27 protein-coding genes and 1 pseudogene are annotated in these 25898 nt (G+C 66.8%); 13 read left to right on the top strand and 15 right to left on the bottom strand.

The window, feature by feature from the left end; genetic code table 11:
• Positions 1-80: 80 nt before the first annotated feature.
• A complete protein-coding gene (locus tag ACQEV1_RS51920) occupies positions 81-323 on the bottom strand; it encodes a hypothetical protein (RefSeq protein WP_285581995.1) in 243 nt (80 codons plus the stop codon).
• 95 nt (positions 324-418) lie between these two features.
• Complete coding sequence (locus ACQEV1_RS51925; RefSeq protein ID WP_285629398.1) at positions 419-841, bottom strand: ArsI/CadI family heavy metal resistance metalloenzyme; 423 nt, start codon at positions 839-841, stop codon at positions 419-421.
• Between the two features lie 158 nt (positions 842-999).
• Between ACQEV1_RS51925 and ACQEV1_RS51930 the strand changes: the two genes are divergently transcribed.
• The 6 genes from ACQEV1_RS51930 to ACQEV1_RS51955 all read left to right on the top strand — a co-directional run bounded on the left by ACQEV1_RS51930 (position 1000) and on the right by ACQEV1_RS51955 (position 6204).
• Complete coding sequence (locus tag ACQEV1_RS51930; protein WP_433405658.1) at positions 1000-1377, top strand: ArsR/SmtB family transcription factor; 378 nt, start codon at positions 1000-1002, stop codon at positions 1375-1377.
• A 17-nt stretch (positions 1378-1394) separates the two neighbouring features.
• Positions 1395-1817: an arsenate reductase ArsC gene (locus ACQEV1_RS51935; RefSeq protein ID WP_433405660.1), complete on the top strand. Its 423-nt coding sequence runs from the start codon at positions 1395-1397 to the stop codon at positions 1815-1817.
• A gap of 20 nt (positions 1818-1837) precedes the next feature.
• Entirely contained in the window at positions 1838-2188 is a 351-nt protein-coding gene (locus tag ACQEV1_RS51940; protein ID WP_433405662.1) for an ArsR/SmtB family transcription factor, read from the top strand.
• Positions 2185-3426 carry a GNAT family N-acetyltransferase gene (locus ACQEV1_RS51945; protein WP_433405664.1) on the top strand — a complete coding sequence of 414 codons (1242 nt, stop codon included), beginning with the start codon at positions 2185-2187 and terminating at the stop codon, positions 3424-3426. The genes ACQEV1_RS51940 and ACQEV1_RS51945 overlap by 4 nt, the downstream gene beginning before the upstream one ends.
• 415 nt (positions 3427-3841) lie before the next feature.
• Positions 3842-4927 (top strand): serine hydrolase domain-containing protein, encoded by a 1086-nt coding sequence (locus ACQEV1_RS51950; RefSeq protein WP_285629393.1) that lies wholly within the window; start codon positions 3842-3844, stop codon positions 4925-4927.
• 122 nt (positions 4928-5049) lie between these two features.
• Positions 5050-6204, top strand: a complete 1155-nt coding sequence (locus ACQEV1_RS51955) for a hypothetical protein (RefSeq protein ID WP_433405666.1) — start codon at positions 5050-5052, stop codon at positions 6202-6204.
• 235 nt (positions 6205-6439) lie between these two features.
• On the opposite strand, the gene ACQEV1_RS51960 is transcribed toward ACQEV1_RS51955, so the two are convergent.
• The 6 genes from ACQEV1_RS51960 to ACQEV1_RS51985 form a co-directional block, all read right to left on the bottom strand.
• A complete protein-coding gene (locus ACQEV1_RS51960; protein WP_433405668.1) occupies positions 6440-8980 on the bottom strand; it encodes an FtsX-like permease family protein in 2541 nt (846 codons plus the stop codon).
• Positions 8977-9735, bottom strand: a complete 759-nt coding sequence (locus tag ACQEV1_RS51965) for an ABC transporter ATP-binding protein (protein ID WP_433405670.1) — start codon at positions 9733-9735, stop codon at positions 8977-8979. The genes ACQEV1_RS51960 and ACQEV1_RS51965 overlap by 4 nt, the downstream gene beginning before the upstream one ends.
• On the bottom strand, positions 9732-9995 hold the full coding sequence (locus ACQEV1_RS51970) for a hypothetical protein (protein WP_433405672.1): 264 nt from the start codon (positions 9993-9995) through the stop codon (positions 9732-9734). Before ACQEV1_RS51970 ends, ACQEV1_RS51965 begins: the two co-directional genes overlap by 4 nt.
• 248 nt (positions 9996-10243) lie before the next feature.
• Complete coding sequence (locus ACQEV1_RS51975; protein ID WP_433405674.1) at positions 10244-10615, bottom strand: hypothetical protein; 372 nt, start codon at positions 10613-10615, stop codon at positions 10244-10246.
• The gene (locus tag ACQEV1_RS51980) at positions 10596-11561 is read right to left on the bottom strand and encodes an MFS transporter (protein WP_433405676.1); all 966 of its coding nucleotides are present in this window, start codon (positions 11559-11561) and stop codon (positions 10596-10598) included. Before ACQEV1_RS51980 ends, ACQEV1_RS51975 begins: the two co-directional genes overlap by 20 nt.
• Before the next feature lie 198 nt (positions 11562-11759).
• On the bottom strand, positions 11760-12191 hold the full coding sequence (locus ACQEV1_RS51985) for a nuclear transport factor 2 family protein (protein WP_433405678.1): 432 nt from the start codon (positions 12189-12191) through the stop codon (positions 11760-11762).
• Positions 12192-12267: 76 nt separating this feature from the next.
• Here ACQEV1_RS51985 and ACQEV1_RS51990 point away from each other — a divergent pair, with 76 nt between their 5' ends.
• The 3 genes from ACQEV1_RS51990 to ACQEV1_RS52000 all read left to right on the top strand — a co-directional run bounded on the left by ACQEV1_RS51990 (position 12268) and on the right by ACQEV1_RS52000 (position 14179).
• Complete coding sequence (locus ACQEV1_RS51990) at positions 12268-12894, top strand: TetR/AcrR family transcriptional regulator (RefSeq protein WP_433405680.1); 627 nt, start codon at positions 12268-12270, stop codon at positions 12892-12894.
• A gap of 227 nt (positions 12895-13121) precedes the next feature.
• Positions 13122-13532, top strand: coding sequence for a hypothetical protein (locus ACQEV1_RS51995; protein ID WP_433405682.1), 411 nt, complete (start codon positions 13122-13124; stop codon positions 13530-13532).
• A 407-nt stretch (positions 13533-13939) separates the two neighbouring features.
• A complete protein-coding gene (locus ACQEV1_RS52000) occupies positions 13940-14179 on the top strand; it encodes a hypothetical protein (protein ID WP_433405684.1) in 240 nt (79 codons plus the stop codon).
• Between the two features lie 96 nt (positions 14180-14275).
• Here the strand turns inward: ACQEV1_RS52000 and ACQEV1_RS52005 are convergent, their stop codons facing one another.
• Together ACQEV1_RS52005 and ACQEV1_RS52010 are read right to left on the bottom strand one after the other, a co-directional pair.
• The gene (locus tag ACQEV1_RS52005; protein ID WP_433405685.1) at positions 14276-15049 is read right to left on the bottom strand and encodes a C39 family peptidase; all 774 of its coding nucleotides are present in this window, start codon (positions 15047-15049) and stop codon (positions 14276-14278) included.
• A 185-nt stretch (positions 15050-15234) separates the two neighbouring features.
• Positions 15235-16062, bottom strand: a complete 828-nt coding sequence (locus tag ACQEV1_RS52010) for an MFS transporter (RefSeq protein ID WP_433405687.1) — start codon at positions 16060-16062, stop codon at positions 15235-15237.
• A gap of 57 nt (positions 16063-16119) precedes the next feature.
• Here ACQEV1_RS52010 and ACQEV1_RS52015 point away from each other — a divergent pair, with 57 nt between their 5' ends.
• Positions 16120-16383 (top strand): hypothetical protein, encoded by a 264-nt coding sequence (locus ACQEV1_RS52015; protein WP_285629378.1) that lies wholly within the window; start codon positions 16120-16122, stop codon positions 16381-16383.
• Positions 16384-16587: 204 nt separating this feature from the next.
• On the opposite strand, the pseudogene ACQEV1_RS52020 reads toward ACQEV1_RS52015, so the two are convergent.
• A pseudogene (locus ACQEV1_RS52020) lies at positions 16588-16847 on the bottom strand (transposase); the annotation flags it as partial.
• A 408-nt stretch (positions 16848-17255) separates the two neighbouring features.
• Between ACQEV1_RS52020 and ACQEV1_RS52025 the strand changes: the two are divergent.
• On the top strand, positions 17256-17705 hold the full coding sequence (locus ACQEV1_RS52025; RefSeq protein WP_433405689.1) for a hypothetical protein: 450 nt from the start codon (positions 17256-17258) through the stop codon (positions 17703-17705).
• Between the two features lie 314 nt (positions 17706-18019).
• On the opposite strand, the gene ACQEV1_RS52030 is transcribed toward ACQEV1_RS52025, so the two are convergent.
• The 3 genes from ACQEV1_RS52030 to ACQEV1_RS52040 form a co-directional block, all read right to left on the bottom strand.
• Positions 18020-18229 carry a recombinase family protein gene (locus ACQEV1_RS52030; RefSeq protein ID WP_285629376.1) on the bottom strand — a complete coding sequence of 70 codons (210 nt, stop codon included), beginning with the start codon at positions 18227-18229 and terminating at the stop codon, positions 18020-18022.
• 101 nt (positions 18230-18330) lie between these two features.
• Entirely contained in the window at positions 18331-18906 is a 576-nt protein-coding gene (locus tag ACQEV1_RS52035; protein ID WP_285629375.1) for a hypothetical protein, read from the bottom strand.
• A 2681-nt stretch (positions 18907-21587) separates the two neighbouring features.
• Positions 21588-21821, bottom strand: coding sequence for a hypothetical protein (locus ACQEV1_RS52040; RefSeq protein WP_433405692.1), 234 nt, complete (start codon positions 21819-21821; stop codon positions 21588-21590).
• 387 nt (positions 21822-22208) lie between these two features.
• On the opposite strand from ACQEV1_RS52040, the gene ACQEV1_RS52045 reads away from it, so the two are divergent.
• Positions 22209-23333 (top strand): hypothetical protein, encoded by a 1125-nt coding sequence (locus ACQEV1_RS52045; protein ID WP_433405694.1) that lies wholly within the window; start codon positions 22209-22211, stop codon positions 23331-23333.
• Between the two features lie 1114 nt (positions 23334-24447).
• Here the strand turns inward: ACQEV1_RS52045 and ACQEV1_RS52050 are convergent.
• Complete coding sequence (locus ACQEV1_RS52050; protein WP_433405696.1) at positions 24448-25179, bottom strand: endonuclease VII domain-containing protein; 732 nt, start codon at positions 25177-25179, stop codon at positions 24448-24450.
• A 184-nt stretch (positions 25180-25363) separates the two neighbouring features.
• Here ACQEV1_RS52050 and ACQEV1_RS52055 point away from each other — a divergent pair, with 184 nt between their 5' ends.
• Positions 25364-25525 (top strand): hypothetical protein, encoded by a 162-nt coding sequence (locus ACQEV1_RS52055; RefSeq protein ID WP_433405698.1) that lies wholly within the window; start codon positions 25364-25366, stop codon positions 25523-25525.
• The last annotated feature ends 373 nt before the right edge of the window (positions 25526-25898 follow it).

Genomic DNA, 25898 nt, shown 5'->3' on the forward strand with positions numbered 1-25898 from the left:
GTCAGCCCTCTACGTGAGGTAGAGCCAGCCCCACCCGTCGAATGTCTGACACTTCGCGGTGAACTGGTCGCGGCTTGGTCTCAGAAGGGGACGTCATCGTCGAACCTGCGGGGGACCCGGCGGTAGTCCTGCCCCTGGACCTGTTCGAGGTCTTCTGCTCGCATCCAGACGTCGACGCCCTTCCACAGGACCTGCTCACGAACGAGCCATGCGACATGTCCGTGCCACTTGCCGTGCTTGTCGAGTCTCCAGGCCAGGAGGAAGGCGTACCGGCCGCGGCCCTTGATGCGGACGACCGGCGCGAACCATCCCACATCACGCACAATTCGAACATACTAGCGGATCTCTCCGGCCGACCGGCGCCGGGCTGGAGGGCGCGAGTCGCCACAGGTCGCCACACTCACGCCCCCTTCGCCTGTCAGCAGCAGCCGCCGGATGCGGCGTCGACGGGCACCGCCGCCTTCTCCAAGGTGTCGGCGTCGCCCTTGACCGTGTAGACCTCCCAGGGCTCCCGGCCGGGGCCGTGGACCCAGACCTTGTCCTGGAGGGCATAGCAGCAGGAGGTGTCGTTCTCCTCGAAGGTGGCCAGGCCGGCGTCCTTCAGACGCTGGGTGGCGGCGGTCACCAGCTCGGCGTCCTCGACCTCGACGCCCAGATGATCCATCCGCGTCGCCTCTCCGGCCTCGCCTTCGATCAGAACGAGCTTCAGCGGCGGCTCGGCGATGGCGAAGTTCGCGTAGCCCGGACGGCGCTTGGCGGGCTCGACGCCGAACAGCTTGGAGTAGAAGGTGACGGATCCTTCCAGGTCGGCGACCCGCAGAGCGAGCTGAACACGTGACATGGGGCGTTCCTTTCGGTGTACGGCGGCGGTGATTCCCTCAGGGGCGGTGGGCCAGGACGGTCGAACGAGCCACCGTCGACCTCCTGCTTAGACGAACTTCGAATCAGTGGAGCGGCGTCAGTTTGCGCCGCTGCTTAGATATATGTCAAATTAGAGGCATGTCTAAACAGGAGCTGCCGGTCGTGGACGTGTCCGAGGGCGCGTGCTGCGCGCCGCTGGCGCGCGAGCCGTTGAACGCCGCGGAGGCGGACGAGCTGGCCCCGCTGTTCAAGGCGATCGGCGACCCGGTACGTCTGCGGCTGCTGTCTCTCATCGCTTGCCACGAGGGCGGCGAGGCATGTGTGTGCGATCTGACCAGTGCTTTCGAACTGACCGCTCCGACGATCAGCCATCACCTGAAGGTCCTCAAACAGGCCGGACTGATCGACTCCGAACGCCGGGGCACCTGGGTCTACTACTGGATCAACCCGCAGGCGCTGCAGCGGCTGTCGGCGATTCTCGGGCCCCGGCAGGCCACCGGGCTGGTTCCGGCGTGACCACTGAAGGAGTCCTGGTGCCCGACCTTCCCGAGGTGCTGTTCGTCTGCGTCCACAACGCCGGCCGCTCCCAGATGGCCGCCGCGCTAATGGACCACCACGCCGCCGGGCGCGTCCTCGTACGCTCCGCGGGCTCCGCTCCCGCCGACACCATCAACCCCGCCGTCATCGCCGTCATGGACGAACTCGGCCTCGACCTCACCAAGGAGTTCCCCAAGCCACTGACCGCCGAAGCGGTCCAGGCCGCCGACGTCGTCATCACCATGGGCTGCGGCGACGCCTGCCCCGTTCTCCCCGGCAAGCGCTACCTCGACTGGCAACTCGACGACCCCGCCGGCAAGACCGTCAATGAGGTACGCCTCATCCGCGACGAGATCGACGCCCGCGTAAAGGCCCTCCTCACCGAACTCGTCCCCGTGCGCTGTACAGGCGAGACTTAATCGCTTATCGTCGATTAACGATGGATGAGGCACTGAATCGGGCGACCGCAGCGGAGTACGCGACGTGGTTCAAAGCGCTGGCCGATGCCACGCGGATCCAGATCGTCTCGCTCCTCGCGCGCCGGGGTGAGCCGATGACCGTGGGACAGATCGTGGACGCGGTCGACGTGGGACAGTCCACCGTCTCCGCCCATCTCAAGGTCCTGGCCGAGGTCCGGTTCGTCCTGGTCGACCAGCGCGGGACCGCCCGCTACTACCGGATCAACCAGAACTGCGTGAGCTGCTTCCCGACGGCCGCGGACGTCGTCATGGGAAGCCCGGTCCCCGTACAACCCGACGCCTCGACGTGCGAGACAGGTGAATCGCGATGACCGACGCGACCCGTGACGACATCGACCGGCAACGCGCCGAGGTCGTCGACCGCTACTCCGGCCTCGCCCGCCAAGCCATGCGCGGCGACGAGCAAGGCGACTGCCTCGGCGCGGCCTCGTACGCCGCCGACGAACCGGTCCCGCCCGGCGCGGCCCGCGCGAGCCTGGGATGCGGCAACCCGCTCGCCGTCGCGGACATCATCCCTGGAGAAACCGTCCTCGACCTCGGCTCGGGCGGCGGCCTGGACGTCATCCTCTCCGCCCGGCGCACCGGCCCGACCGGCAAGGTCTACGGCCTGGACGCCAGCTCCGACATGCTCGTCCTCGCCCGCGCCAACACCGCTCAAGCCGGCATCGACAACGCCGAATTCCTGGCCGGCCACATCGAGGACATCCCCCTGCCGGACGGATCGGTCGACGTGGTCATCTCCAACTGCGTCATCAACCTGTCCGCCGACAAACCCCGCGTCCTGGCCGAAGCCTTCCGCGTCCTCAGACCAGGCGGACGTCTCGGCGTGACCGACATCATCAGCGACGAAGGGCTGGACGCCTCGGAACGGGCGGCGGCTGAACGCGAGGTCGGATGCGTCTCCGGCACCGTGACCGGCGACCAGTACCGCGACCAGCTCCTGGCGGCCGGCTTCACCACCGCGACGGTGACGCGCACGCACCGAGTCGCGGCCGGACTGACCTCCGCGATCATCCAGGCCACCAAGCCCGCCGCCCCGGCGGGCGTCACGATCCGCCCCATGCGCGCCGGCGACGCCGACCAGGTCCTGGCGATCTACCAGGCCGGCCTGGACACCGGCCACGCCAGCTTCGAAACCACCGCTCCCGCCTGGGACGCGTTCGACGCCGCGAAACTCCCGCTCCACCGGCACGTCGCCGTCGAGATCGCCGGCGGCCGGCTCCTCGGCTGGGTGGCCGCCACCGCGGTCTCCAGCCGGTGCGTCTACGCCGGGGTCGTCGAACACTCCATCTACGTCCACCCCGACACACGCGGCCGGGGCATCGCCGCCGCCCTGCTCGACGCGCTGATCGGCTCCACTGAGACGGCCGGTGTCTGGACCATCCAATCCGGGATCTTCCCCGAGAACACCGCCAGCCTCCACCTGCACGCCAAAGCCGGATTCCGCACGATCGGTACCCGCCACCACATCGGACGACATCACGGCCGATGGCGCGACGTCGTTTTCATGGAACGCCGCAGCCCGACCGTTGGAACATCATCGCAATAGGACTTTCCGCGTCCAAGTGCGCAGATGCTTGTAATTTACGCTTGCTTAAAAAGCCTGCGTCGAGAGCGTCGGCTCGCCGCCAAGCCTCACATCTCGCGGTTTCGCGGGAGTTGACCAAGGGGACGACGCTAGCGGATCACGCCTTCTCTTTGACTATCTCGGCCGAGGCGGTTGCCCCATGAGATTTCCGAACAGCATGGCGATCGCCGTGTCCGGCTCGGCTCTCGTCGCAAGTGTCGTTCTCGCCGCATGCCCCGCTGTTCGGACCGTTGCGGCAGTGGCCACAGCGGGAGAAGGCGTTTCCGACGGTGGTTGCTGTGGACCCGACAGCGGTCGTTCGAACAGCCGCAACATCGATCAGAACCGTCATCACGCCAGAATCCGGAACCGGAACTTCAATACAAGCGTCAGTGAAGTGCATCGCTGCAAAGACGACCTCTTCGTCGCCTCCCCACCGCCGCCCACCTCACCGGCGCCGCCGGGTGATCCGACCGCCGCGGCGATGCAGGCGTATTTGCAGAATCTGGCCGCGCACGGATTCACCGGATCGGTACAGGTGGTTCGGCGCGGACAGGTGCTGGCGCGTTTCGCCTCCGGCGAGGCCGACGAGGCGGCCCACATTCCGCTCCGGCCGGACACGATCTTCCGGCTCGCCTCGGTCACCAAGCAGTTCACCGCGACGCTCATACTGAGGCTGCTCGGCTGCAGGATTCACCTGGACGACCCGGTCTGCCCGTATCTCATTCCGAGGTTCATCAAGGCCTGCCCTGAGGCGTGGCGGACCATGACGGTCCGCGAGACCGTCACGCACACCTCGGGCATCCCCGATATCCAGAACCTGCCCGGCTTCTACGCCATGCTCTCGCAACCGACCACCACCCAGGAGATCATCCAGCGGTTCATCAACCTGCCACTGGACTTCCCGCCCGGCACCGGCTGGAAGTACACCAACTCCGGCTTCATCCTGGCCGGCGCGATCATCGAGTCGGTGACGCACAAGCCGTACGGCGCGGTCCTGCACGACCTGATCGCCGGCCCGCTGGACCTTCCGAACACCGGCTACAGCCGGGGGAATCCGCCGCCCGGGTACGCGAAGGGCTACTTCACGCTCGGGTCGCCCGCCCCGCCCACCAACGGCTCCGAGGCGTTCTCCGCGACCGGCGTCTTCTCCAACACCGATGACCTCGTCAACTGGGACCGGTCGTTCGGCGCGTACCTGGTCGCGCCACCCGCCATCGTCAAGGAGGCGTTCACGCCCCAGGCGCCGTGCCCGTCCGGCGGCTGCCTCAACCTGCCGTCGAGCGCGTACGCCTTCGGCTGGCTCGTCGACCGGCTGGAAGGGCACCGGCTCAGATACCACCCGGGTCTTCTCCAGGGTTATTCCGCGAGCAACATGTACCTTCTCGACGACGACATCGAGGTGGTCGTGCTCAGCAACGTGCAGGACACCGACACCAACGGCATAGCCCGCCACCTCGCCACGCTGGCCCTCAACTCTTAGCGCGCGTCCGTACGCCACAATTGGTAGGCGCCCGTCTTCGATCCGTGAACTTTTCCGGCTCCCGCCGCGTCCCACGAGTGGGACGATCACAGGAGCATGGACAACGGATTGAGGAGAGTCTTTTGTCGACGAAGACAGCCACCTTCGGTGCGGTCGCACTGGTGACACTGGGCATCTTCCTGACCGGTTGCAAAGAAGGCGCGGTGAACGCCGCTTCGTCTCCCACCGGCACCGCGACTCCGGCTCCGGCTCCGGAAAGTTCGAAGACTCCGGTGGACACGCCGGTGAAGGCCAGTGAGAAGTGCACCGACCACTGCCCTCCGGTCTCGGCTTCCGCCGCCTCCTCGTCGGTCACGTTCAAAGCGAAGCGGGTCACCGCCCCGCCGCCGCCGAAATCGGGGATCGACCATAACGTCGTGGCGCTCGGCACCGTACGGCTGGCGATGACCGCGAAGCAGACCGCGTACGTGGTCTCGTCGCTGCACGCGAACGCGGCCACCGTGCGAACGCTGGTGGACAACGAACTGCGTTGTACGTGGCCCGGCGGCAGTAAGAACATGGTGATGGGCCAGAACGTCTACGCGGGCACGGGTAAGAACCCGCAGTGGGAAGACAACTGGATCGTCACCAGGTTCCTACTGCACCCCGGCGTGGCCACGACGGCCACCTGCACGACGTACGCGAGGGTCGCCTCGCTTTACAAGCAGACGTCATCGGTGCAGCTCGCGGGCGGTTCACTGCGGTTCGCCGACACGTCGGTCACCAACGCGGCGAAGGGCAAGCCGCTCGACTATGAGATGCCCTACGGCGACCTGCCGGTGGACTCGAGCCACCGGACCGTACGGCAGCCCTCGCTGCCGATCACCACTGCGCCGGCCGGCCTGCACGAACTCAGCGCCTTCGGCGACGTGGACTACCAGGTGTGCCACCGCACCGGCGCGTGCAACAAGTCCGGTTCCTCCACCGCCCGGTTCACGTTGATCGTCAACCAGTGGAACGCGGCGGGCACGAAGCTCTGCCACACGAGCTCCTCGACGAGCGTCACCAAGACGATCCCGTACTGGGTGCACCACGCCGTGGTGCCGTTGAACACCCCGCACTTCGCGGTGTCGAAGGCACCGGGCTGCGCCCCGGTCTTCAACGCCTACGTACGGGTGGACTGGCTACGCGGCGAGACCGGCGCGGTGCAGGGCACGGCCGTCGGCCTGCCCGACCGACGCGGTTCCTCCTCGACCCACCGGTCGGCGATGAGCCACCTCTACATCGTCCCGGCGTGATCTTCGGCATGTGCCGCCACCTACAAAGGCCCCCCGCGAGATCGCGAGGGGCCTTTGGCCTGGGCGCGACTAAAGGGATCGTCCTTCACCGCCGAGCGGCGAGAGCGGTGCCCGCGGATAGTGAGACCGTGGCCACGGCGGCACCGGCGCCGTACGCCGGCCTCATCGCCGCCGCACCCGACGACCCCGGCCTCGTCGTGCGGCCGGGGTCGGGTTGAGCCGGTGATCGTACGGCTCAGGCCGCCCCTGACGCGATGACGTCGACGGCCCTCGGGCGCAGCACGGTACGCGCGGCCAGCGCCGTCACCGGGACGACGATCAGGAACACGGCGGCGGTCACGCCCAGGAAGACGCCGACCGGGCCGGACGGCAGGAGCGACCCGGACGCGATCGCCATCGGCAGCACGGTGAATCCCGCGATCACCGTGCCGAGGACGAGGCTGATCCCGGCCAGCACCGTGCTCTCGATGAGGAGCATCCCGCGCACCTGGCGGCGGGTGGCGCCCGCGAGGCGCTGCGCCGCGAGTTCCCGGCGCCGGGACAGAACGGCCACGGCCAGCGTGTTGATCGCGGCGATGGCCGCGTAGGCGATGGCCAGGAAGGCGATCAGGTAGTTGATCCAGGACTGGATGTCGAGCCCCTGCTCGACCGTGGAGGCGAGCACGCCGTCGTCGCCCACGGTGACGCCGGGCCACGCGCCGACCTGGGCCTGGACGGCCTTCCGCACGCTTGAAGCGTCGTGCCCCGGTTCCGCGCGGACCAGGACGTGGGTCGGCAGCGCCGCGGTGGTGTGAGCGGCCAGCAGGCCGACGGGCAGTACGACACCCGCGTAGTCGGACGAGTCGCGCAGCAGGGCCACGACCCTGACCGGCGTCCGGGCGCCGTCCCCGAGCCGCATGACGATCTGCCGGCCCACGCTGATGTGGAGCCGCCGTGCGGTGGGCTCGGGCAGTGCCGCCACGTCGCCGGTGAAGTTCCGCATCGTCCCCGACGCGACGGGCGCGGTGAGGACGGGCTCCGTGTCCTGGCTGCCGACGCCGAACAGCGTCGACGGGTCGGTGCCTTTGCCGTCGTAGGGCTGCTCGATCCAGCCGTGGCTGGTGACCAACGCGGACGCGGCGGCGACGCCGTCCGTCCGGCTGATCCGGTCGACCAGCGCGGGGGCGACGCCGCCCACCGAGGACGTGACCACGACGTCGGCCTTGAACTGGTGGAGGTACCCGTCCTCGGCGGCGTGCTGGGTCGTGGTCGCGGAGTACACGTTGCCGAGGGCGATCGCCACGCCCAGGGTGACCGGCGTGAGCACGGCCGCGAACTGGCCCGCGCGGGCCCGCAGGTTGATGGCGGCCAGGGCGCCGAGGTACCCACCCACGCGTTCGACGAGGTCGGCCGTCCGACCGGCCAGCAGGTGCAGCAGCTCCGGGCCGAAGAGGGCGACCGCGATGGAGCCGGTGAGAACCGCGGGCCCGCCGACCGCCGACGCCGTCTCCGGGCCCATGAAAATGGTGGTCACGGCGAGCGCGACGGTCCCGGCCGCGAAGACGGCGGCGAGCAGACGGCGGATCGGGGTCACCGCGACCGGCGGCAGGGCCGCCTCCGCGATCGCCTGGATCGGCCGGGTGCGGGCGGCCGGACGGGCGGCGAACCCGGCGGCGATCCCGGCGGACAGCAGCGCGGCGAGCGCGGCGGCGGCCGGCGGGAGGATCCCCGACTGGAAGTCCAGAGCCGCCGGGATGGCGCCCTGGCCGGTCGTCGCGGCGAAGATCCAGTCGCCCGCCTGACGGCCGAGCGCGAGCCCGGCCACGACGGCGAGGACCGCGACGATCATCGTTTCGGCCACCACCATCCGGTGCACCTGGCGCGGCGTCGCGCCGCTCGCACGCAGCAGCGCCAGCTCCCGGCGCCGCTGCCGGACCGACAGGCTGATCGTCGCGGACACCACCAGCGCCATGACCACCAGCACCATGCCGCCGAAGATGGCCGCCAGCAGGATCAGCGGCAGCCGGGCCCCGTCGATGCCGGTGAACTCGGCCGCTCCCCGGTCGCTCCCGGTGCGGACCTTCAGCTCGGACGGCAGCCTCGCGGACACCGCCGCGGCCACGTCGTCGACCCGTACGCCGGGCCGGAGCCGGATCCCGATCGCGTCGGCCTGCGCGCCCTGCGGAAGGAAGCGCCGGACGTCCGCGCCGGAGAAGAAGTACGCCGGGGCGTCGACGTGCCGGGCGGGCACGGCCACGCCGGTCACGGTGAACGTCTCCGGGACACCGGCCACCGCGATCCGTATCCGGCCACCGAGGCGTACCGACAGGCGCCGGGCCGTCGCGGCGTCCACGACGACCTGGCCCGGTCCGCTCGGCTCGGCGCCGCCGCGCAGCGCGTACGGGGTGAGCGAGGCGGAGGCCCAGTCGTGCCCGGCGAGGACGGCGTCCCCGGCAGGGCGTCCGTCCACCACGGGGACCGCCGCGAATGAGACGTCCGGGACGGCGGCGGCGACGCCGGGCGTCCCGGCCAGCCGCGCGGCGACCGCGGGATCGACGCGGCTCCGCTCGGCGTAGGCGGCGCGCTGCCCGCCCTGTCCGGGCAGCTTGAACCCGGCCGGGCCGGTGACGACGATCGGCGCGCCGCCCAGCCGCTGTGCGTCGGCGTTGAGCCGGATCGCCGTCTCGAACAGCCCGCCGGACGCGACCAGCAACGCGGTGCCGATGAGCACCGCGACCAACATCGCCGCCGACGCGCCCGCGCGGAACCGGAGCGTCGTGAGTGCGAGCCGGATCATCGCCGTACCTCCGAATCCGCGGCCCGGGACGGCGTCCGCTGGGCGAGCCCGGCGAGCCGATCGGCCACGACGTCCGCGGCCGGATTCGGCAGCAGCTCGACGATCTGCCCGTCCACGAGGAACAACGCGTTGTCGGCGTACGAGGCGGCCACCGGGTCGTGCGTCACCATGACGACCGTCTGGCCCGCGTGGGCGAGTTGCTGCAGGAGGAGCAGGACCTCCCGCGCGGTGGCGGTGTCCAACGCGCCGGTCGGCTCGTCCGCGAACGTGACGGCCGCCCGGGTCGCCAGCGCGCGGGCGATGGCGACCCGCTGCTGCTGGCCACCGGACAGTTGGCCGGGCCGGTGCCGCACCCGGTCGCCCAGGCCGACCCGCTCGATCACCTGCCGTGTCCAATTCCTGTCCGGACGGTGCCCGGCGAGCCGCGCGGGCAGGGTGACGTTCTGCCAGACGGTCAGCGCCGGCATCAGGTTGTAGGACTGGAACACGAATGCGACGTGCTCGCGCCGGAGCCGGGTCAGTGCGGTCTCGTCCTTGCCCGCGAGCGGGACGCCGACGAGCGTGACCGTCCCTGAGCTGGGCTCGTCCAGCCCGGCGGCGCAGTGCAGGAGCGTGCTCTTGCCCGAGCCCGACGGGCCCATGACCGCAGTGAAGCTGCCTTCCGGAAAGTCGACCGTGACCCCGGCGAGCGCGGTCACCCCGCCGGCTCCGCTGTACCGCTTGGCGACATCCCTGAGCTGGACCGGCGGATTCATCGCGTCTCCCCGTTGCTCGGCAGGGACCCGTCACGGCCGCCGGTCACCAGCGACAAGGCACCGACGAGGGCGGCTCCCGCGCCCGTCGTCCAGAGCCACCAGGGCTCGACCAGGTGCCCGCCGAGCACGGCGATGAGCAGCCAGATCACGGCCTGGATTCCGGTGATGGCGAGCAACACGGCGGCGGCGATGCGCAGGACGGCGCGCTGCCGGGGCTTCCTGCTGGCGGTCAACGGACGGGTGAGGAAATCGTCATTCATTAGTTCAACGACCAATCGGGGAGGGCTGGGGGTTGATCAGGCCTCGGCATGAGCGGCGACCTGTGATCAGCTTGCGGCCTGCCGGCGATCGGCACAGGAGGTCCAGACCCCGGTCGATGGTGGTGCTAGGTAGAGGAACCGACGAGACGACGTTCCACCAAGCGACCCCCCGAACGTCGAAAGGCCCCCCGCGTGATCGCGAGGGGCCTACAAGCGCGTCGGCGACGTTGACCGGCTACACCCGCGTGCTACCCCCGGTAGGCCCCGCCGGCGGCCAGCCGCTTGCGTTCCCTCCACAGCGCGGAAAGGCCGGTCGCCCGGTAGGTCTCGACATGACGTCCGTTGTGGAGCAGCTCCAGCCGGTAGGGGATCGCGCCGAGCAGCCGCAACACCATGGCCACCGGAGTGAGGAGCAGGCGCAGAACGAACTCCACCAGCCACAAGGCCAGCACGATGAGGAAGATGGCCAAACCCGGCAGGCCGATGATGAAAGAGATCGGATCATCACCGAGGCCACCGGGAATCATGTCGGAGGCCGCCTCGAGGGGCACCTTCGCCGACCAGGCCAGGCGACGCTGCCGGAGCCGCCATTTGCCGCCATTACCGTCCCGCCATCGCATCGCAGCGGAATGTACCAGACCGGCATTCCCGATCTGTCAGTACAGCACCTGGGTTGGCCACGGCGGTGTCGACGCCGGCGCCGATGGTCGCGGTGCTGTTGGCGGTGACCAGAACCCATCCGGTGCCGAGGCCGACCAGGAGAAAGACGGGGAAGACGTGCGGCCAGTAGCCGCCGTGGACGGGTACGAGGCCGAGCAGTGCCAGACCCGCCGCGATGGTCAGCAGCCCCGGACACAGCAGCGACCGCACTTGTGCTCGCATCAGGAGCGGGCTGACGATCCGGACCCCCACCATCAGCCCGGCGGTGAGGGGCAAGAAGGCGATTCCCGCCCTGACCGGCGAATAGCCGAGCACGTTCTGCAGGTAGAAGGTGAGGAAGAACAGCGTGGCGAACATCCCGACGGCCAGGCTGAGCACCGCTAGATAGGACCCGCCGCGACGGCGGTCGAGGACCACTCGCAAGGGCAGCAACGGCCAGGCGATCCGCTTCTGCACGACGACGAAAACGGCCAGCACCAGTACGCCCGCGGCCAGTGACCCGATGGTGATCGCCGCGCTCCAGCCGTCCGTCTCGGCCCGGGCGAAACCGAGGACCAGTGCCATCAGGCCGGTGGTGGCCAGCAGCGCTCCGGCGATGTCGACGCGCACCCCCGCCGCGCGCGACACGGGACGGACCGCGTAGAACGTTCCTGCCGCAGCCACCGCGGCGATCGGCAGGCTCACGTACATGCACCAGCGCCAGTCCAGGTAGTCGGTGAGCACTCCCCCGAGCACGACTCCCAGGCCGGAGGAACTGCCCATGACGGTGCCGTAGATCCCGAACGCCTTGCCGCGCTCGGCGGGCATGGGAAAGGTGGCGGCGAGCGTCGCCAGGACGGAGGGGGTCAGCAGCGCGCCGAAGACACCCTGAAAAGCCCGTGCGGTGAACAGCATCGCGGGGTCCAAGGCGGCTCCGCCGAGCGCGGACGCCAGGGCGAACCCGGTCAGCCCGACATCAGGCTCCGCCTGCGGCCGACCAGGTCCGACAGCCGGCCGCCCACGAGCAACAGGCCGCCGTAGCCGAGCGCGTAGATGGTGATCACCCACTGCCGACCTATCGACATCGCATACCTCATGCGGGGAAGTGACTGCTGCTTTCTCGCGCTAGAGCATGCCGTTCTCGTTCGCGGCTTCCTCCGGGATGTCCTGCATCACGTCCCAGTGCTCGATGAGCATTCCGTTCCCATCGAGCCGGAAGATGTCGACGATGGCCGTGCCGCGTTCTCCGGGCACACGAACCCCGTGGACGTGCCCGATGACGAAGTCGCCTTCCGCGAAGATGTTCTTGATCTCGGCCCGCAGCTCAGGGAATTCCTTCTTCATGAATTCGATGCGGCGTTCGAGGCCCTCGGAGCCATCAGCGATCGAGGGGTTGTGTTGTACGTAGCGGTCGCCGATGAGCCTGGAAGCCGCGGCGAAGTCCTTGCCGTTGATGGCGGCCTCATAGAAGGCCAGGACGTTCCGCTTGTTGCGTTCAAGCTGCGTATCCGCAGGACGACCCGATCCGCTCGGACGGACGGCAGAGGTGGTGTCCATGGCCGGCTCCTTCTTTAGTTGACAGCTGTTGCGCTACGACTGTAGCGATACTGCTGTTTGGATACAATACGTCTCCATGGACTCGACCACTCCCGCTCGACGCGGCGCCCGCGGCCGCAACCCCCGCGGCCAGGGCGAACGGCTGCGCGAGGACATCATTTCCGCGGCGCTCCGGATGCTCGACGAGCTCGGCGACGACCAGGCGCTGTCACTGCGCGCCGTCGCGCGCGAGGTCGGTATCGCCGCGACGTCCGTCTACATCCACTTCGAGGACCGGGACGCGCTCGTCCTCGCCGCCCTGCAGCGCTTTCACCAAGACCTCGTCCAGGCCGTCGACCGGGCCGAGTCCACATCCACCGACCCCGTCGCCAAGCTGCGCGCCCGGATCCACCTGCTCGGCGTCTGGGTACGGCGCCACCCGGGCCTGTACAAAGTGCTCCACGAGAGCACCCTCAACCAGCGGCGTGCCATGGACTTCAAACAGGAACTGACCGAGCGCACCACCGCCGCGGTTCAGCAATGCATGGACGCCGGGCTCGCCCCGGCCGGCGACGCCGCGATGGTGGCACTCGACCTGAGGGCCGCCGTCCACGGCGCCGTATCAATGCGCGTCAACCAGCCGGACCTGCCATGGCCACCGCTGGAGGAACAGCTCGACCGTTTCCTCATCAAGCTCGTCGCCGTCCCGTCCACGGCCTTCTGACGGCGGACCTGACCGCCCCTGAGGTCACCGGACAGCCGAGGCCATCTGGGGCCTCGACCCTCACTCCGGCGCCACGATCGATGAGGTCCTCGCCGTCGTACGGTTCTCGGCCCGGTTCGGCATGACGAAAGGGTGGCGCGTCCTCCGAGTGCTCACCGCGTTCCTCACCGAGACTGGCACCGTTTTCGTCGCTGTCGGCGGTTGGCACGGAAGGGATGATGGGCGGCATGTCGTCGCGTAACCGCCGTCTGCGTCCTGGTCAGTCGTGGCCGGTCACTCTCACCGACCTGATCGAGGGGTTGGGAGAGGCACACGCTTTGGTGAAGCCGCCCCGCTTCGACGAGGGGCCAGGTTCGGATGTGGTGCTGGCAGTGCGGTGGGTTCCCTCCCGGTCCTTCAACCTCGGTGCTGAGGGCTACCACCCGAGCGCGGTCGGCGTCCATGTCCACGTCCGCCCGGTCCGTTCCGTCGATCGGGTGGCCGTGCGTTCGTCGCTGCGTTCCCAAGGTCTGCAGGAGCTTCGGGAGTGGGTGATGCGGGCCCACCGAGCACCGGAGACCTGGCGGTCGGAGGTGCACTCCGGCTGCTGGCGGTATGACGAGGACGGCGTGCGCTTCGAGGGCGATCAGCCGGCGTGACCGGCGATGCCGCCGGCTCGCGGGACGGGTCCGGACGGAGACCCGCCGGCCAGTGGTCCACAGAGGCTGATCCAGAGCCGAAGTTCTTCGGTGCGGAAAGCGATCGGCGACATAAGGCCAATAACGAGCGATATGCCCCCGTCTTGAAGGGCAGCGCGACGTGCTGCTGGGCTCACCAGCACGGAGATGGATGAACGAGCTGGAGTACATGTGCGCCGCGAGACCTGAAGCTTCGCTGATCTTCGACCCGGTCAGCCACCGGTATCTCGGAGAGCGCGGGAGCACCACGCCATCCGGACTCGCGAACTACCGCGCGCCCGATCAGCCAGAATGTCCTTGCCTGGCACGAGCTACCGCAGATCATGCATCCGTCCGCAGAGCCGGACGTATTTTTAGAAGCGAGGATTATGAACACCTACTCCATCTCGGTCCGTTTGCAGCGCACCACTACGGAAGAGTGCTACGTCTCCGTTCCCGTCACGGGCGCGCTCTTGCAGGATGAAACCGATGCCGACGGTATGCGCCATCTCGACGGAGAGAAGGTGCTGGCCGCCGCGGTCCAGCTTGGAAGGGAAGCCACCGATTGGCTGCCGGAAGCCCGGGACATATCGGTCCACCCAGTCCAGAAGGCACCCGACGCGACCTAAGACGCGTTCAGCAGGGACGGCGGCGCACGGTTGTCGTCAGGCGCGGGCACGCACCGAGAACAGCCGCTTCGACGCTTACTCGGTACGCGTCGAGGATCAAAGTCGCTCGAAGTAGTGCATTGCGGCGCGGTCTGCAAAGGACGTCGCAAGGGCCTTGGCCGAAATCGTGTGGGTGCCGCCGGTCGGCCCCCACGGATCGAATACGGTGATGGTGCCCTTGGAGATCTGATAACCGTATGCGACGATCGCATGCTCCTCGCCCTTGCCGGCCCTCCGGTCCCAGGGCAGCCGCTTCGACCAGACCTGGAGGATCGGCGCGCGCCGCAGGATGCCGACGTCATAGGAGACTTTTGTCATCAGGATCTCAGGGGCGTCGAACACATCGCCGACCACAGTGTCATTGTAATGACGCTTGTAGAGATAGCTGTCCATGACCGTCTCCACGTCTGAGATCTTCGTACCCGTCGATCTCGTTTTCATCTTTCTGGCGAGCGTGTTCTGGTCGACTTTGACCCCGAACGTCGCGAGGCTCATCGCGGCGGACGCCGGTTCGCAGTAGTAACTCGTCTGCTGGTATTGCCCCTTGAGCTTCAGCCGGTAGGCGTCAACCGGCGTCGGTGAAGGTGACGTCGCCACGGACGAGGAACCGCCCGCGCCAGGTGGGGGTGAAGAGATCGTCGCGGCATGCGAGTTGCGCGGCGCTCGACCCCGTTGCGTAGCCGCGACCGCGGCGCCCCCAGCCACGAGCGCGACGGCGAGGGCCACGCCGACGAGCGTGCGAATGGAAACCATTTTCACTTTTCTCCCTGGCATCACCGGGGAGTAAATGCCGCTCAGCGACGTGCCGTTCCTGAAACGCTTTCTCCCCATTGATCAACTTCATTTTATCCACCCGTGCGCCGGGAAGTCCGAGGGTGCGCTCGGTGATGGGCGGGTTACCGTTTTCCCGCGCGCACTTAGGGTCACGCCAACGCCGAAGAGCAGGAGCGGCAGTGCGCACACCCACGTCGAGGTGCCGCGATCCATCACGACGAGCCCGGAACTTCCCGCGGCGATCAGGCCCGGACCTGCGACCAGCGAGCCAGCGGTACCGGGATCTCGAATGGTGTCAGCTCGACTGCGGCGCGCCACGGGCCGGCGCCGCCGCTCTGCAGGAACACGGGAAGGAAGACGTTCAACGCGGCCAAGCCGAACGTCCCCGAGAACGGCATGCACAGCAGCGCGGTGAACGCGGGACAACGGAACACGCGGACGTCGAACATCGGATGGCTGCTGCGGAGCTCGACCGCGACGAAAGCGCCGAGCAGCACGATCGTGCCGGCGAATGCCGCGACGGTCCATGGGTCCAGCCAGCCGGCGGTTCCGCTGTTGACGAAGCCCAGGGACAGCAGTAGCAGCGCGCCGCCGAAGCAGGCCATGCCGGGCAGGTCTGGGCGAGGCGTGGACGGGTCGCTCGACTCCTGCGCGTACCGGGAAGCGACGAAGGCTATGGCGGCTCCGAGTGCGATCACCACGAAGATCGACCGCCATCCCAGTGGAGCGAGCGCGCCGGCGACAAGAGGACCGGCGGCGGTGCCGCCACCGAAACTGGCGCCGAGCAACCCGAACACGCGAACTCGCCGCGCGCCCGAGGTGGCGTGCGCCAGCACAGCCGAGCCGGCGGAGACCGTGGCACCGGCGGCCAGGCCCTGGACGCCCCGCAGCACGTCGACGACCAGGACATTGGACGAGACCGCGGTTCCTAGACGAAGAGACCACGGCCTGGCACCGCGATTGGGAGGCGCGACGGCGACGTCCGTCCCCGACAACCCGCGCAGCCGGAGGAACGAAGCGTGCGAATAACGACCCACCACGCCAAGGCCGGGCACCATGGTCAGATGCATCCCGGAACGCCCCAGAATGCTGGCCCGCACCAATCCGCTCCGCCGTATGCCGTGATCGTGGAGGAAAAGAAGCGCCACAACGGGGCGTGGCACATCTCGCTGATACAACCGGTTGGCGGCGACCTGGCCGAGGCGAGGGCCACCGGCCAGAACATCGCCTTCCAGCACCAGCCCGAGACCGCCGGGCGCAAGGTGGGGCGCAGGGACGTGTACCAACTGGGTGAGGACTCCTGGCTGATCGTCTATGACGCGCCATGGCGGTTGGGGGCCACCGGGCACTTCCGGGTCAGCGTCACCCGCTATATCGGCTCCATAGGCTGAGCCCGACCTCGACGGCTCGGCCGCCTCGGGCACCCTCCACAAACCCATGGAAGCACGGCCCGCGTTCCAAGATCTCGCTCACCATGAGTCTCCAAGCCGTGCAGGGCTTGGCCGGCGCCAGGACGAGACGTCCCTTGCGTGCCCGTGAGAGGTCCTTGGTGACACGCGAAGCTGTCTGGAGATACGACGGATGCCCCAGACCGGGCGCCGGTATTCGTCGTGGTCATAGCCCCGGTCGGCATACAGGCGGTCCGGGCGCCGTCGTGGACCCCCGACCTTGCCGCGCGCATCGACCAAGGGCATGGGCTGGATGACGTCATTGCGGTGCCCGCAGTCAACGTCACCGCGAGCGGGATACCGTTCCCGTCGCAGATCAAGGTGTTTTCGAGCCTGGTTCGGCGCGGTCGACCGGCCTCGGACCGGTTTTGGGCAGCCTTCAGCGCCCGCACGTGTGAGCTGTCGACCACCGCCTTGGACCAGTCCAGCTGATCAGTGGCATGTGCCCGGGCGACGCGCCGACCACACGATTTCGGTGACGATCGACGGTGGCAGCGACGGGCGCGGGCTCGGTTGGCGGCTTGTCCGCCGTTCGGTGGACATGGGAATGACCGGATCACCGATCGTGTGAGGTGCCCGCTGCCGCGAAGCTGGCGGTATGGGCGATCACGAGGGAGCTCTGGGATGCGTGCTCTGCACGGCGCGCTGTAGTACCGCGACGGCGGAGGCCCGGTGCCGTACCACCACCCCGGCGACCACCAGCAATGACCTGTGCGCGCGGACTGCTGCGGGGGCGTTCGCGCGCTCACTTGGACGCACACCAATCACCCGGCGGGATGGCCTGTACCCCGAACTCGGACTGAAGGGCAGTATTGATGCACGCAAAAGACGCTGAACTGGCCGCCGCTTTGACCGAGCAGCTCAGCGACGAAAAGATCGTCGCTGCCGCGTACGCCAGAGTCGACACCGCGCTCAGCCCCGCGCGGATGCTTTCGCCGCTCGGTAACTACCTGATCGCCAGGCCCGCCGCTCGCGCGGCGGCGAAGAAGATGACCGAACAGACCGACATTCCGCTCGATGCCGCCGTCGTCTTCGGTGTCAGCGACAGTGCCCTGCACGTGTGGGCTGCCGACCCGATGCTCAATCGGGTCGGCGAGCACCTCGGCCGGATTCCGCTGGAGCTCATCGCATCCATCAAGGTCGAGGGCGGCAAGAGCTGGCAGCCGGTCACGATCAGCATGGCCGACGGAAAGAGCGTCGAGCTCGAGGGCCGGGGCTCCATCCACGCAGTCGCGGCCGAGTTCGACAAGCGCAAAGCCGGATAGCCCGGCCTTGCGCGGCTGCACTACTCCGGTTGGATCTGCGGCTGCCGCAGTGCCTCGCCGCGTATCGACCAGGGATGCTCAAGGGAAATAGCCGAATCGGGCGGGGGCGTATCAGGGCTCCCTGGTGGAGGGATCTCCACGGGGCAGACTGGGGCAAACCTGGTTGCACCGGAACGTACGGGAGAGCGAGCCCACGCGCTCGCCGGGCTTCTCCCGGACGTTGAGGTATCCGGTTGGCTCGAGCCTATGGAGCCACCGTTGATGACCTTCTGGCCCATCTTGAAGGCGATGTCCGCGCCGGAAGCGCGTGATTGTTACTCGTTCACCGCGTCGAGGACAGTGCCGACGAGGTCGCCGATCGGGGTGTCTTCGGTGTAGTCGGTGACCGATATGAGCACCGCGTCGTCGGCGCGGAGGTCGCGTTCGGTGATGGCCGCGTCGATGGTGTTGCGGTGCATGCGGGAGCGTGTGTAGACGATGACGGCGTGGTGGGCGTCGGCGATCTCGGTCGTCGCGGCCGTCAACGTACGTGGTCACCTGCACTGGCCGATGACCTGTGTGGACATAGAGAGAACGGGCCGGACCCAGATACTGAGACTGACCCGTTCCTGTCGTTTCTCACTGGTCACGAACGACCCACGTAAAAGATCCTCGTAACCCGCGTCCGCTGCGTGATGGTACGCGGTGCTCCTCTGAACACTCTTGTCTCTCTGACCGTCCTGCGCGTGCGCGGTACCTCTCGGAAGGTTCTACGCTCCACCGTCTCTCTGACGATCCTGCGCGTGCGCGGTACCTCTCGGAAGGTTCTACGCTCCACGGTCTCTCTCACGATCCTGCGCGTGCGCGGTACCTCTCGGACGATCGTGCGCTCCGGTACCTCTCGGACGATCCTGCGCTCCGGCACCTCTCTGGTGGCCCTGCGCTCTGCGGCCGCTCTGCGCTCTGTCGCCTCCAGCCGCTCTCTGGCCTCTCTACGCTCTACCACGCCTCTGCGCTCTGTGGCTTCTGCGGCCTCTCTAGCCTCGCGGCGCTGTGCCACCCCTAGGCGCTCTGCCGCCTCAGCGGCCTCTCTGCGCTCGCGGCGCTGTGCCACCCCTAGGCGCTCCGCCGCCTCAGCGGCCTCTCTGCGCTCGCGGCGCTCTGTCATCCCTCGGCGTTCTGCGGCCTCAGCGGCCTCTCTTGCCTCCGGGCGCTCCGCCATCGCCGGGCGCTCTGCTGCCGGGGGCGCCTCTTGTGCCGGAGGTGCCTCTTGTGCCGGAGGTGCCTCTTGTGCAGGAGCCTCTTGTGCCGGGGGCGCCTCTTGCGCAGGAGCCTCTTGTGCCGGAGGTGCCTCTTGCGCAGGAGCCTCTTGCGCCGGGGGCGCCTCTTGCGCAGGAGCCTCTTGTGCCGGAGGCGCCTCTTGCGCAGGAGCCTCTTGCGCAGGAGCCTCTTGTGCCGGAGGCGCCTCTTGCGCAGGAGCCTCTTGCGCAGGAGCCTCTTGCGCCGGAGCCTCTTGTGCCGGGGGCTCCTCTTGTGCCGGAGGCGCCTCTACTGCCTGCGGGGCCTCTGCGGCCTCGCCTTCGCCCTGGGCGTACAAGCCGGGCATGAACTGGTGAGACGAGGGCTGGATGCTGACACTCGCGAACGCGTTCCCACCGGATATCGCCGGACCAGCCACCGCGACGATAGAGGCGGCAGCCAGCCCAGCCAGCCGTGCGTTTTTCTTGGACATAGCATTTTCCTCTCTCGTGATCGAGCCGTAGATCTTGGTTGAGCCTGCAGCGGCAACGACTCGATTACTTGCGGGCGGTCGCGGCAAGGGTCGGCTAGCCGAAGGTAGTCCAAATCACTTGAAGTTTTCGGCTCGCGATGCCCGCCCCCTTCAGCGCCGTGATTTGACTCTCCTTATCACGCTTCTCAGCGGCGTACGGATTTGTCAAGACCAGGCTCCAGATTTTGCCTGTCGAAAGGTGCTGCCCCGGGAACTAGCGCCTATCTACGCCAGCCATAATGTTAATCTTGCTGGTGGCGCCGGAGAACAAGGACGCCCACCGCGTGATCACCCGGCTGTTGTCTGAGCCGAAACTCGTGCGGTGGCCGTTGGCCGCAACATGAACCCTGACGACGGGCGGTCACGTTCGATGGCGGCAGGCCGGCTGCCATGGGAACACCATCATTGTACGGAGGCCAGTTGGCCATCCACGTCCACTCGTCGTTGACGTATCGTGCGCTGGTAGACCTCTTGGCCATATGTGAGGTTCAGGCACAAATTTTTCTGAAGCGTGAACATGCCGAGCGGCGTCCCGTATCGCACCGCAGGACTTCGCCAGTAGGACGTCTCCACTCGCACGAAACCCGAAACCCTGCAAACCGGAAATTTGCCGAAACGTGAATGCGCCATTACCCTCGATGGTCCGAGAATCGGCGTCCTACCCCAGGGCTGACCGCATTCTCACTGCGTGAGACGCGAGGATGGTGAGCGGACACGTCCCTCACATAATGGTCGCGGTTCTCGATCGACCACTCGCCGCGCACCAGGGCGGCGAGCCGCTGCGATGTAGGGGCGTGCCAGCCGGCACCGAGCTGCGACCTAGTTCATCCTGAGAGAAGATCGTGTGAGCGCTATCTGCACTCGATTAGCTCAGCTAGTTGTACAACGTCTTTAGTTGTCTATCAGCCCTGGTCCCGTAGACAACGACCTACAGTTAGCGTTGGCCGAGCCGACAAGACTCAACATCCCACCAGGGCCCGGCGGCCCCTCCGGTAACAGCCTTAACTTAACTAACCGCCGGGTAAACGTTGTCGCCCGACAGTTGACTTTTGCCATGTCACCTTGGGACGACATCACGGCCGCTGATCCAGGACCTGTGTCCCGCCGTCGCGGCGGACTTCCAGGGGGCGGGCCTGGCAGCCGTCCGTGAGCCGGACTACTGCCCACGGTGGTACAAGTAAAACTTTCGCCTCGGACTTGACATACAGCCAAGACGCCCACCAGCGTAGTATTAAACGACGAGTGAGCAGTCTTGGATGCCATTAGCCGTTCAGCCTTAGCCGGCGTCGAGCTAAAGCTTATTTACCTGAAACTATAACGCGATGCATGTCGGCGCCCCGCTCGTTCTGCAATTAGGAGGGCTCACGTCGCCGCCTTCAAAAGCGGCAAATTCTCCGGTTCAACGGTGATCGCTCGGACCGGGGTGGAGAATAGTGAGTGCCATGAAAAAAGTGCACGCCTTCAGGTGGCTGGTTGCGGTGCCGTTGGCATCTCTGACTCTTTGCGGCACCGTAAGAGCGGCCTCCACAACTCAGACGACGTATACGTACGGTCATCTTGCCGCCGTTAGTACGGCGAGCGCTCAGCCGAGTGACGGCAGCGACTCGTGGCCCGACACTGATGAACGGCGGAATACCGTTCCGCTGCATGATCTTCCATTTGCGTCGCCCTGCTACTGCGCCGGAGGGATGTGTGTGTGTTGATTAGCGCCATGCCGAACGCTCCAATCCTGTGGTCGCGGGCTGCCATCTCGTTGGCGTGTCTGACGATTATTTCTACGACAGGAGTCGACGCAGTAAGCAAAATTACGTGCGGAGACAGTTATATTGGTGGCGCTGGTCCAAAAAATTTGGTTGTCGCGAGCAAGCTGCGGCCTGACAACCACGTACCCTGCAAGAACTACGAACGTCCGCCACTGATGTCGCCATGTTACTGCGCAGACGGGATATGTCACTGTTGCGGGACGACGGGGAGTAGCGGGTAAGACCCGTTAAGGAAGATACATACTTACTGGTTGCACGGGAACTTGCACAACAAAAAGCCAACCGGACAGTGCGAGTATTTCCCGGTGCTGCGCCAACGTCGACCGCCGTCAACCGGCGGGACAGTGACCCTGTCGCCCCGTTTGGGACTCACGGCGTGACCTCGACCGGGCCGAAGTCGCCGTCGGTCGGTCTCAGCGCTTCCTCGTACCGCTCCTGATCTGCCTTGATCCGTGCCATGGCGCGCCATCGGACGATGACCTCGTGCGCGTTGGTATCGAGCTCGAGTTCGGCGGCGTCGGACAACGCGTCGACAAGTTCCACGGTGAAGGCACGAACCTCTTCGGTGTTCAGGTGGCGCACCCACGGGAAGACGTCGGGCATCGCGAGGAGCAGTGCCCGAGCGCTCGCATCGTGCTTCATGAGCGCGAGGAAGATCCTAGACGCGGTGGTCAGGGTCTCGTCGCTCTGGTCCTCAGATCGGCGGCCGTGAGGTAGAGGTCCGGCGCGTCGCGATGAGTGACGCGCAACCGGACTCTGGCGGCAATCCACCCAGAACCGCCGGGAACGACACGGCACCCAAATGATCTCCGAGGCCGTTCGGATCCGTCCGTACGCTGGGCGAACGCCGAACCGACTGTTCAGGCTGGTCCGCTCCGGAGCAAGATCGTTCGCCCCGGGTGGCTCCCACGGTGGTGCCCGGGAGCCACGTTATATCGGGGACATTCTGGGCAGTGCTGAACGCCGGGGTCGCCGACGAGAAGGGCCGTCATGGGTGAGTCGTCGCAAAGCGTTACGGTTGTGGCTCTCCTAGCGGATCCGGACGCGCCTACAGAGATCGCGCAGCGCATGGCCCGGGTACTGCCTGCTCGGCTCGCGGACAAGGCCGGCCAGCAGCGACGGTTCGACTTCGAGGTGGTCAGTGAGCCCTTCACCGCAGGGACCGAGGATCTGCCCACGCTGACGCGCCGGATCATGGACCGCGGGCGCGCGGAGAATTGGGACATCGTCGTGGCGCTCACCGACCTTCCGTTGCACTCACAGGGACGCAAGCTCGTCGTGGATCTGAGCCATGAGCACGGCCTGGCGCTGCTGTCCCTTCCCTCACTGGGTGGCCTGCGCTTTCAGAGGAGGGCCCGCCGGGCGGTTGAAGAGGCTGTACTCAGCCTGGCGGGTGCGCGAGCTGAGGCCGAGCAACCTCCTCACCGTCGGTCGCTGGGACGCTTCACCGGTCGCCTTGCGCCTGTTCATCCGGCCCCGATCGGCAAGGAAGAGACCTCTGATCTGCGATACGTCGTCAGCGGGCCACGCGGTTACCTGAGGGTGCTCGGCGGTATGGTCCGCGCCAACCGGCCGTGGCGGTTGGTCCCAGGACTCTCGAAGGCGCTGGCGGCCGCACTCGCCACCGGAGCAATCGCCACAGTGAACTCCACTCTATGGAGTCTGGCCGCGTCCCTGGCCACGCCACGCCTCGTGATCGCCACGATCGGGTCTATCGCCCTCTTGATCGGCTGGCTGATCGTGGACGCGCATCTGTGGCATCGAGCCTCGGAGGACTCGCCGGAGGCGAGGAAGCGGGCAGCCCTTTACAACGCGTCAACGGTCCTGACGGTGGGCATCGGGGTGCTCGTCTGCTACGCGGGTCTGATGGTCATCAACTTGGTGTGGGCGCTCTTCATCCTCAACGGCCAAGTGTTCGCCCGCATGACACGAGCCCCGCTCCACGCCACGGAATACTGGACGCTGGCCTGGTTCGTCGCTTCGGTCGCCACAGTGGGCGGCGCGCTGGGATCAGGCTTGGAGAGCGACGAGGCGATCCGGGCAGCCGCCTATTCCAAGCGCGAACAGGAACGTCGCCGCATGCTCAAGAATGACGAGGATCAGCTGGTGACCTGAGCCGCCAGACCGTCCTCTCTATGCCGTGTCGTCCGTGCCCTCGGTGACGTCCCGCGTGGTGGTGTAAGTGATCGTCACCGTGTGCGGGTCGGCGAGCAGTCTCTGGATCGCCCCAGGTCGGGTGGAGGCCCTGGTCTGCAACTTCGCCGGAGCGGTCCACTCGGTTCGCCCACGGCCGTTCGGAGCATGACGCGGACGCCCGCTCCGCCGGACCTCTTCACGGTGCCGCTACGGCAACCACTCACTCGCCATGGTCGCGAGCGCGATCCACAGCAGAACCGCCCAAGGCCTCTCTGGCCTGGGACCGCATGCACACTCACTGCCCCCCGCGAAGAGGCACCCACAAGCCGTCGGACGACACTGCGGTCGTCATCAGCGGGTCCGTTGTCGTCAAAAAGGGCCTACTCCATAACCGGAGTAGGCCCTTGACCTGCGCAGCCGGAGGGATTCGAACCCCCAACCTTCTGATCCGTAGCAAGATCGAAGACGTCCATGACCGTCCACAAACGTCCGCTGACCTGCTGCCGGACGCCCGCACTGCCCAGGTCCGTCCACGGTCATCCAGAGTCGTTGTTAGCAGACGCGTTAGCAGTCGCCGCGCGGCGAGAAGCCCGGCATCCGGTGGCAAGCGGACCCGGAGCGCAGGGCCGGCTACGGCCCGAGCACCGGAAGCCGCGCGGCAGCGGGAGCCCTCTGCCCGGGCAGAGCCCAGCGATCCACGGCGACCGCCTTGAACCTCAACCGATGACCGTCCGCTTTTCAGGAGTGACATCACCCCTGCTCGCGGCGCTCATGCCGAGGTCAGACGGTGGCCGACGTGTGCCGACGTGTGCGGGTGGTGCCTGCTGTTGCTGTCAGCCCGGCGCGCGCTCGTACAGGCCGCGCCGACGTTCCGGAGCTCGCCGCGTCGGCCAATAGCTTCGTAGACGTCGTCCTCTGCGCCATCGTGCCCACCCTCTGGGAGTACACCTGCCCGCCTGCCATCAACGCGCAAGTCCGTGAGGGGACAAGACAGCAGACTGGTCAGGGAAACCCGGTGCTGGTCGAGACATAACCTCAACATCGAGCGGAATGATATCCCACTTGACAGAGTGCACGATCAAAATTAAGCATCTTATGCACCGCTGGCGTCTCTCAGGAGTTTCATCACGAGGGGAGCCTTCATCTTGCGCCTTACCTTTCCGGCCGGGATTGTTTTGGACTCCAGTAGATACTCTGCTGCTCTTAGTATCTGAAACGGGTCGTCTTTCAGCATGCCGATTGCGGTGTTGCATGGCATGCAAAGAAGACCTCTGATACATCTTCCACATGATCGATCTTCTTGACAACAGGCATGATCGTGATCAACCGCCAGCCGGTCCCCGTGCGCTGGACAAACGTTGCCGCAAATCTTGCATTTGCCTCCCTGTTTTCTCCACATCGTCTCGTATTGCAGTCGATTAATGTTGAATCTTAGAAGCGTTTGACATTCTCTGCAGGCGTAATGGCGACCGTCGGGGGTTGCCCTATTTATCCCAAACGAATCGATCGAAAGAAAAACATTACACCTAGAACACAGGCGCAAGCCGGTATCCCCGTATCGCTGATCTGGCTGAATCGGTCGCACTCTCCTGGTGGGTGCCGGAGTTAGCATTCGCCCTTCATAGTCCTGCCGGTAGTGAAACTGGCAGTATCCATTTCCGTAGTGGTCCCTTTCGCAGTCTGGAAATCCACAACGCCTCGCATGTGATTTGGATCTTCTAAGTGGCACTAATCTCTTTCCGGCGCTCCACTGCTGGTAGTGTCCGCTACAAAGTTCACGAGCAGAAACCTGACGATTGCAGCCGTTGAAGTAGCAGATGTCCATGAGGACACTCCTTTCGCCGAGGCTGGACCGAATCGTACGCTAGGCCACCGACATCCGGGCCTCGCCGCCGCCAATACGGACAAAACGACTGTTAATGGCCGAGCTTCTTCGTCGCCGCGGACCGTGGGGTTCTAAAAGGCCTCTCCTCAACGGCGTTGGCTATCTGGCTTGATCGTTTTTCGCGGTGAGCAGGCAGGAACTGACCTATGAGCAGGGGGTCACCGAGCGGTTGCTGTCGGTCTTGCGTGCGAACGGGCGCCCGCGGGTGCATGCCCGCTGCATGGCCAACGAGATGTCGTCCAAGGCAACCGCCGGGGTGGCCCGGCGGCATCTGTCCAAGCGGTAGGGGCAGTGGAGGTCGGCTACCAAGCGCCTCTGGCGGGGGTCCCGCAACGGAAGACTGGCGATGCTGGTGCGGGAGGCGCCGAGGCGACCGACGAGTGGGACCAGCAGGTGTCGGTGGGCTCCTCCGTCATGCGCGCTTACCAGCACGCCGCTGGGCCTCGCCGTCGGCTCGCGATCACATGGGAGCCGGTTCGTGCGTCGGCACGCCAATGTAGATGATCACTTCATCGGGCCGGGTGCCGGCGCGGGCTTACGAGCAAGCTCCGTCTGGCCTGTGACGGGCGCAGGTGTCCGCTTTCGGTCGTGCTACATAGCGGCAACAGCTACCACCACGCCATGTTTGAGGAGGTGATGGCCGGGATCTGGATCCACCG

It is taken from the genome of Actinoallomurus sp. CA-142502, assembly GCF_050936355.1.
GTDB classification, from domain to species: domain Bacteria; phylum Actinomycetota; class Actinomycetes; order Streptosporangiales; family Streptosporangiaceae; genus Actinoallomurus; species Actinoallomurus iriomotensis.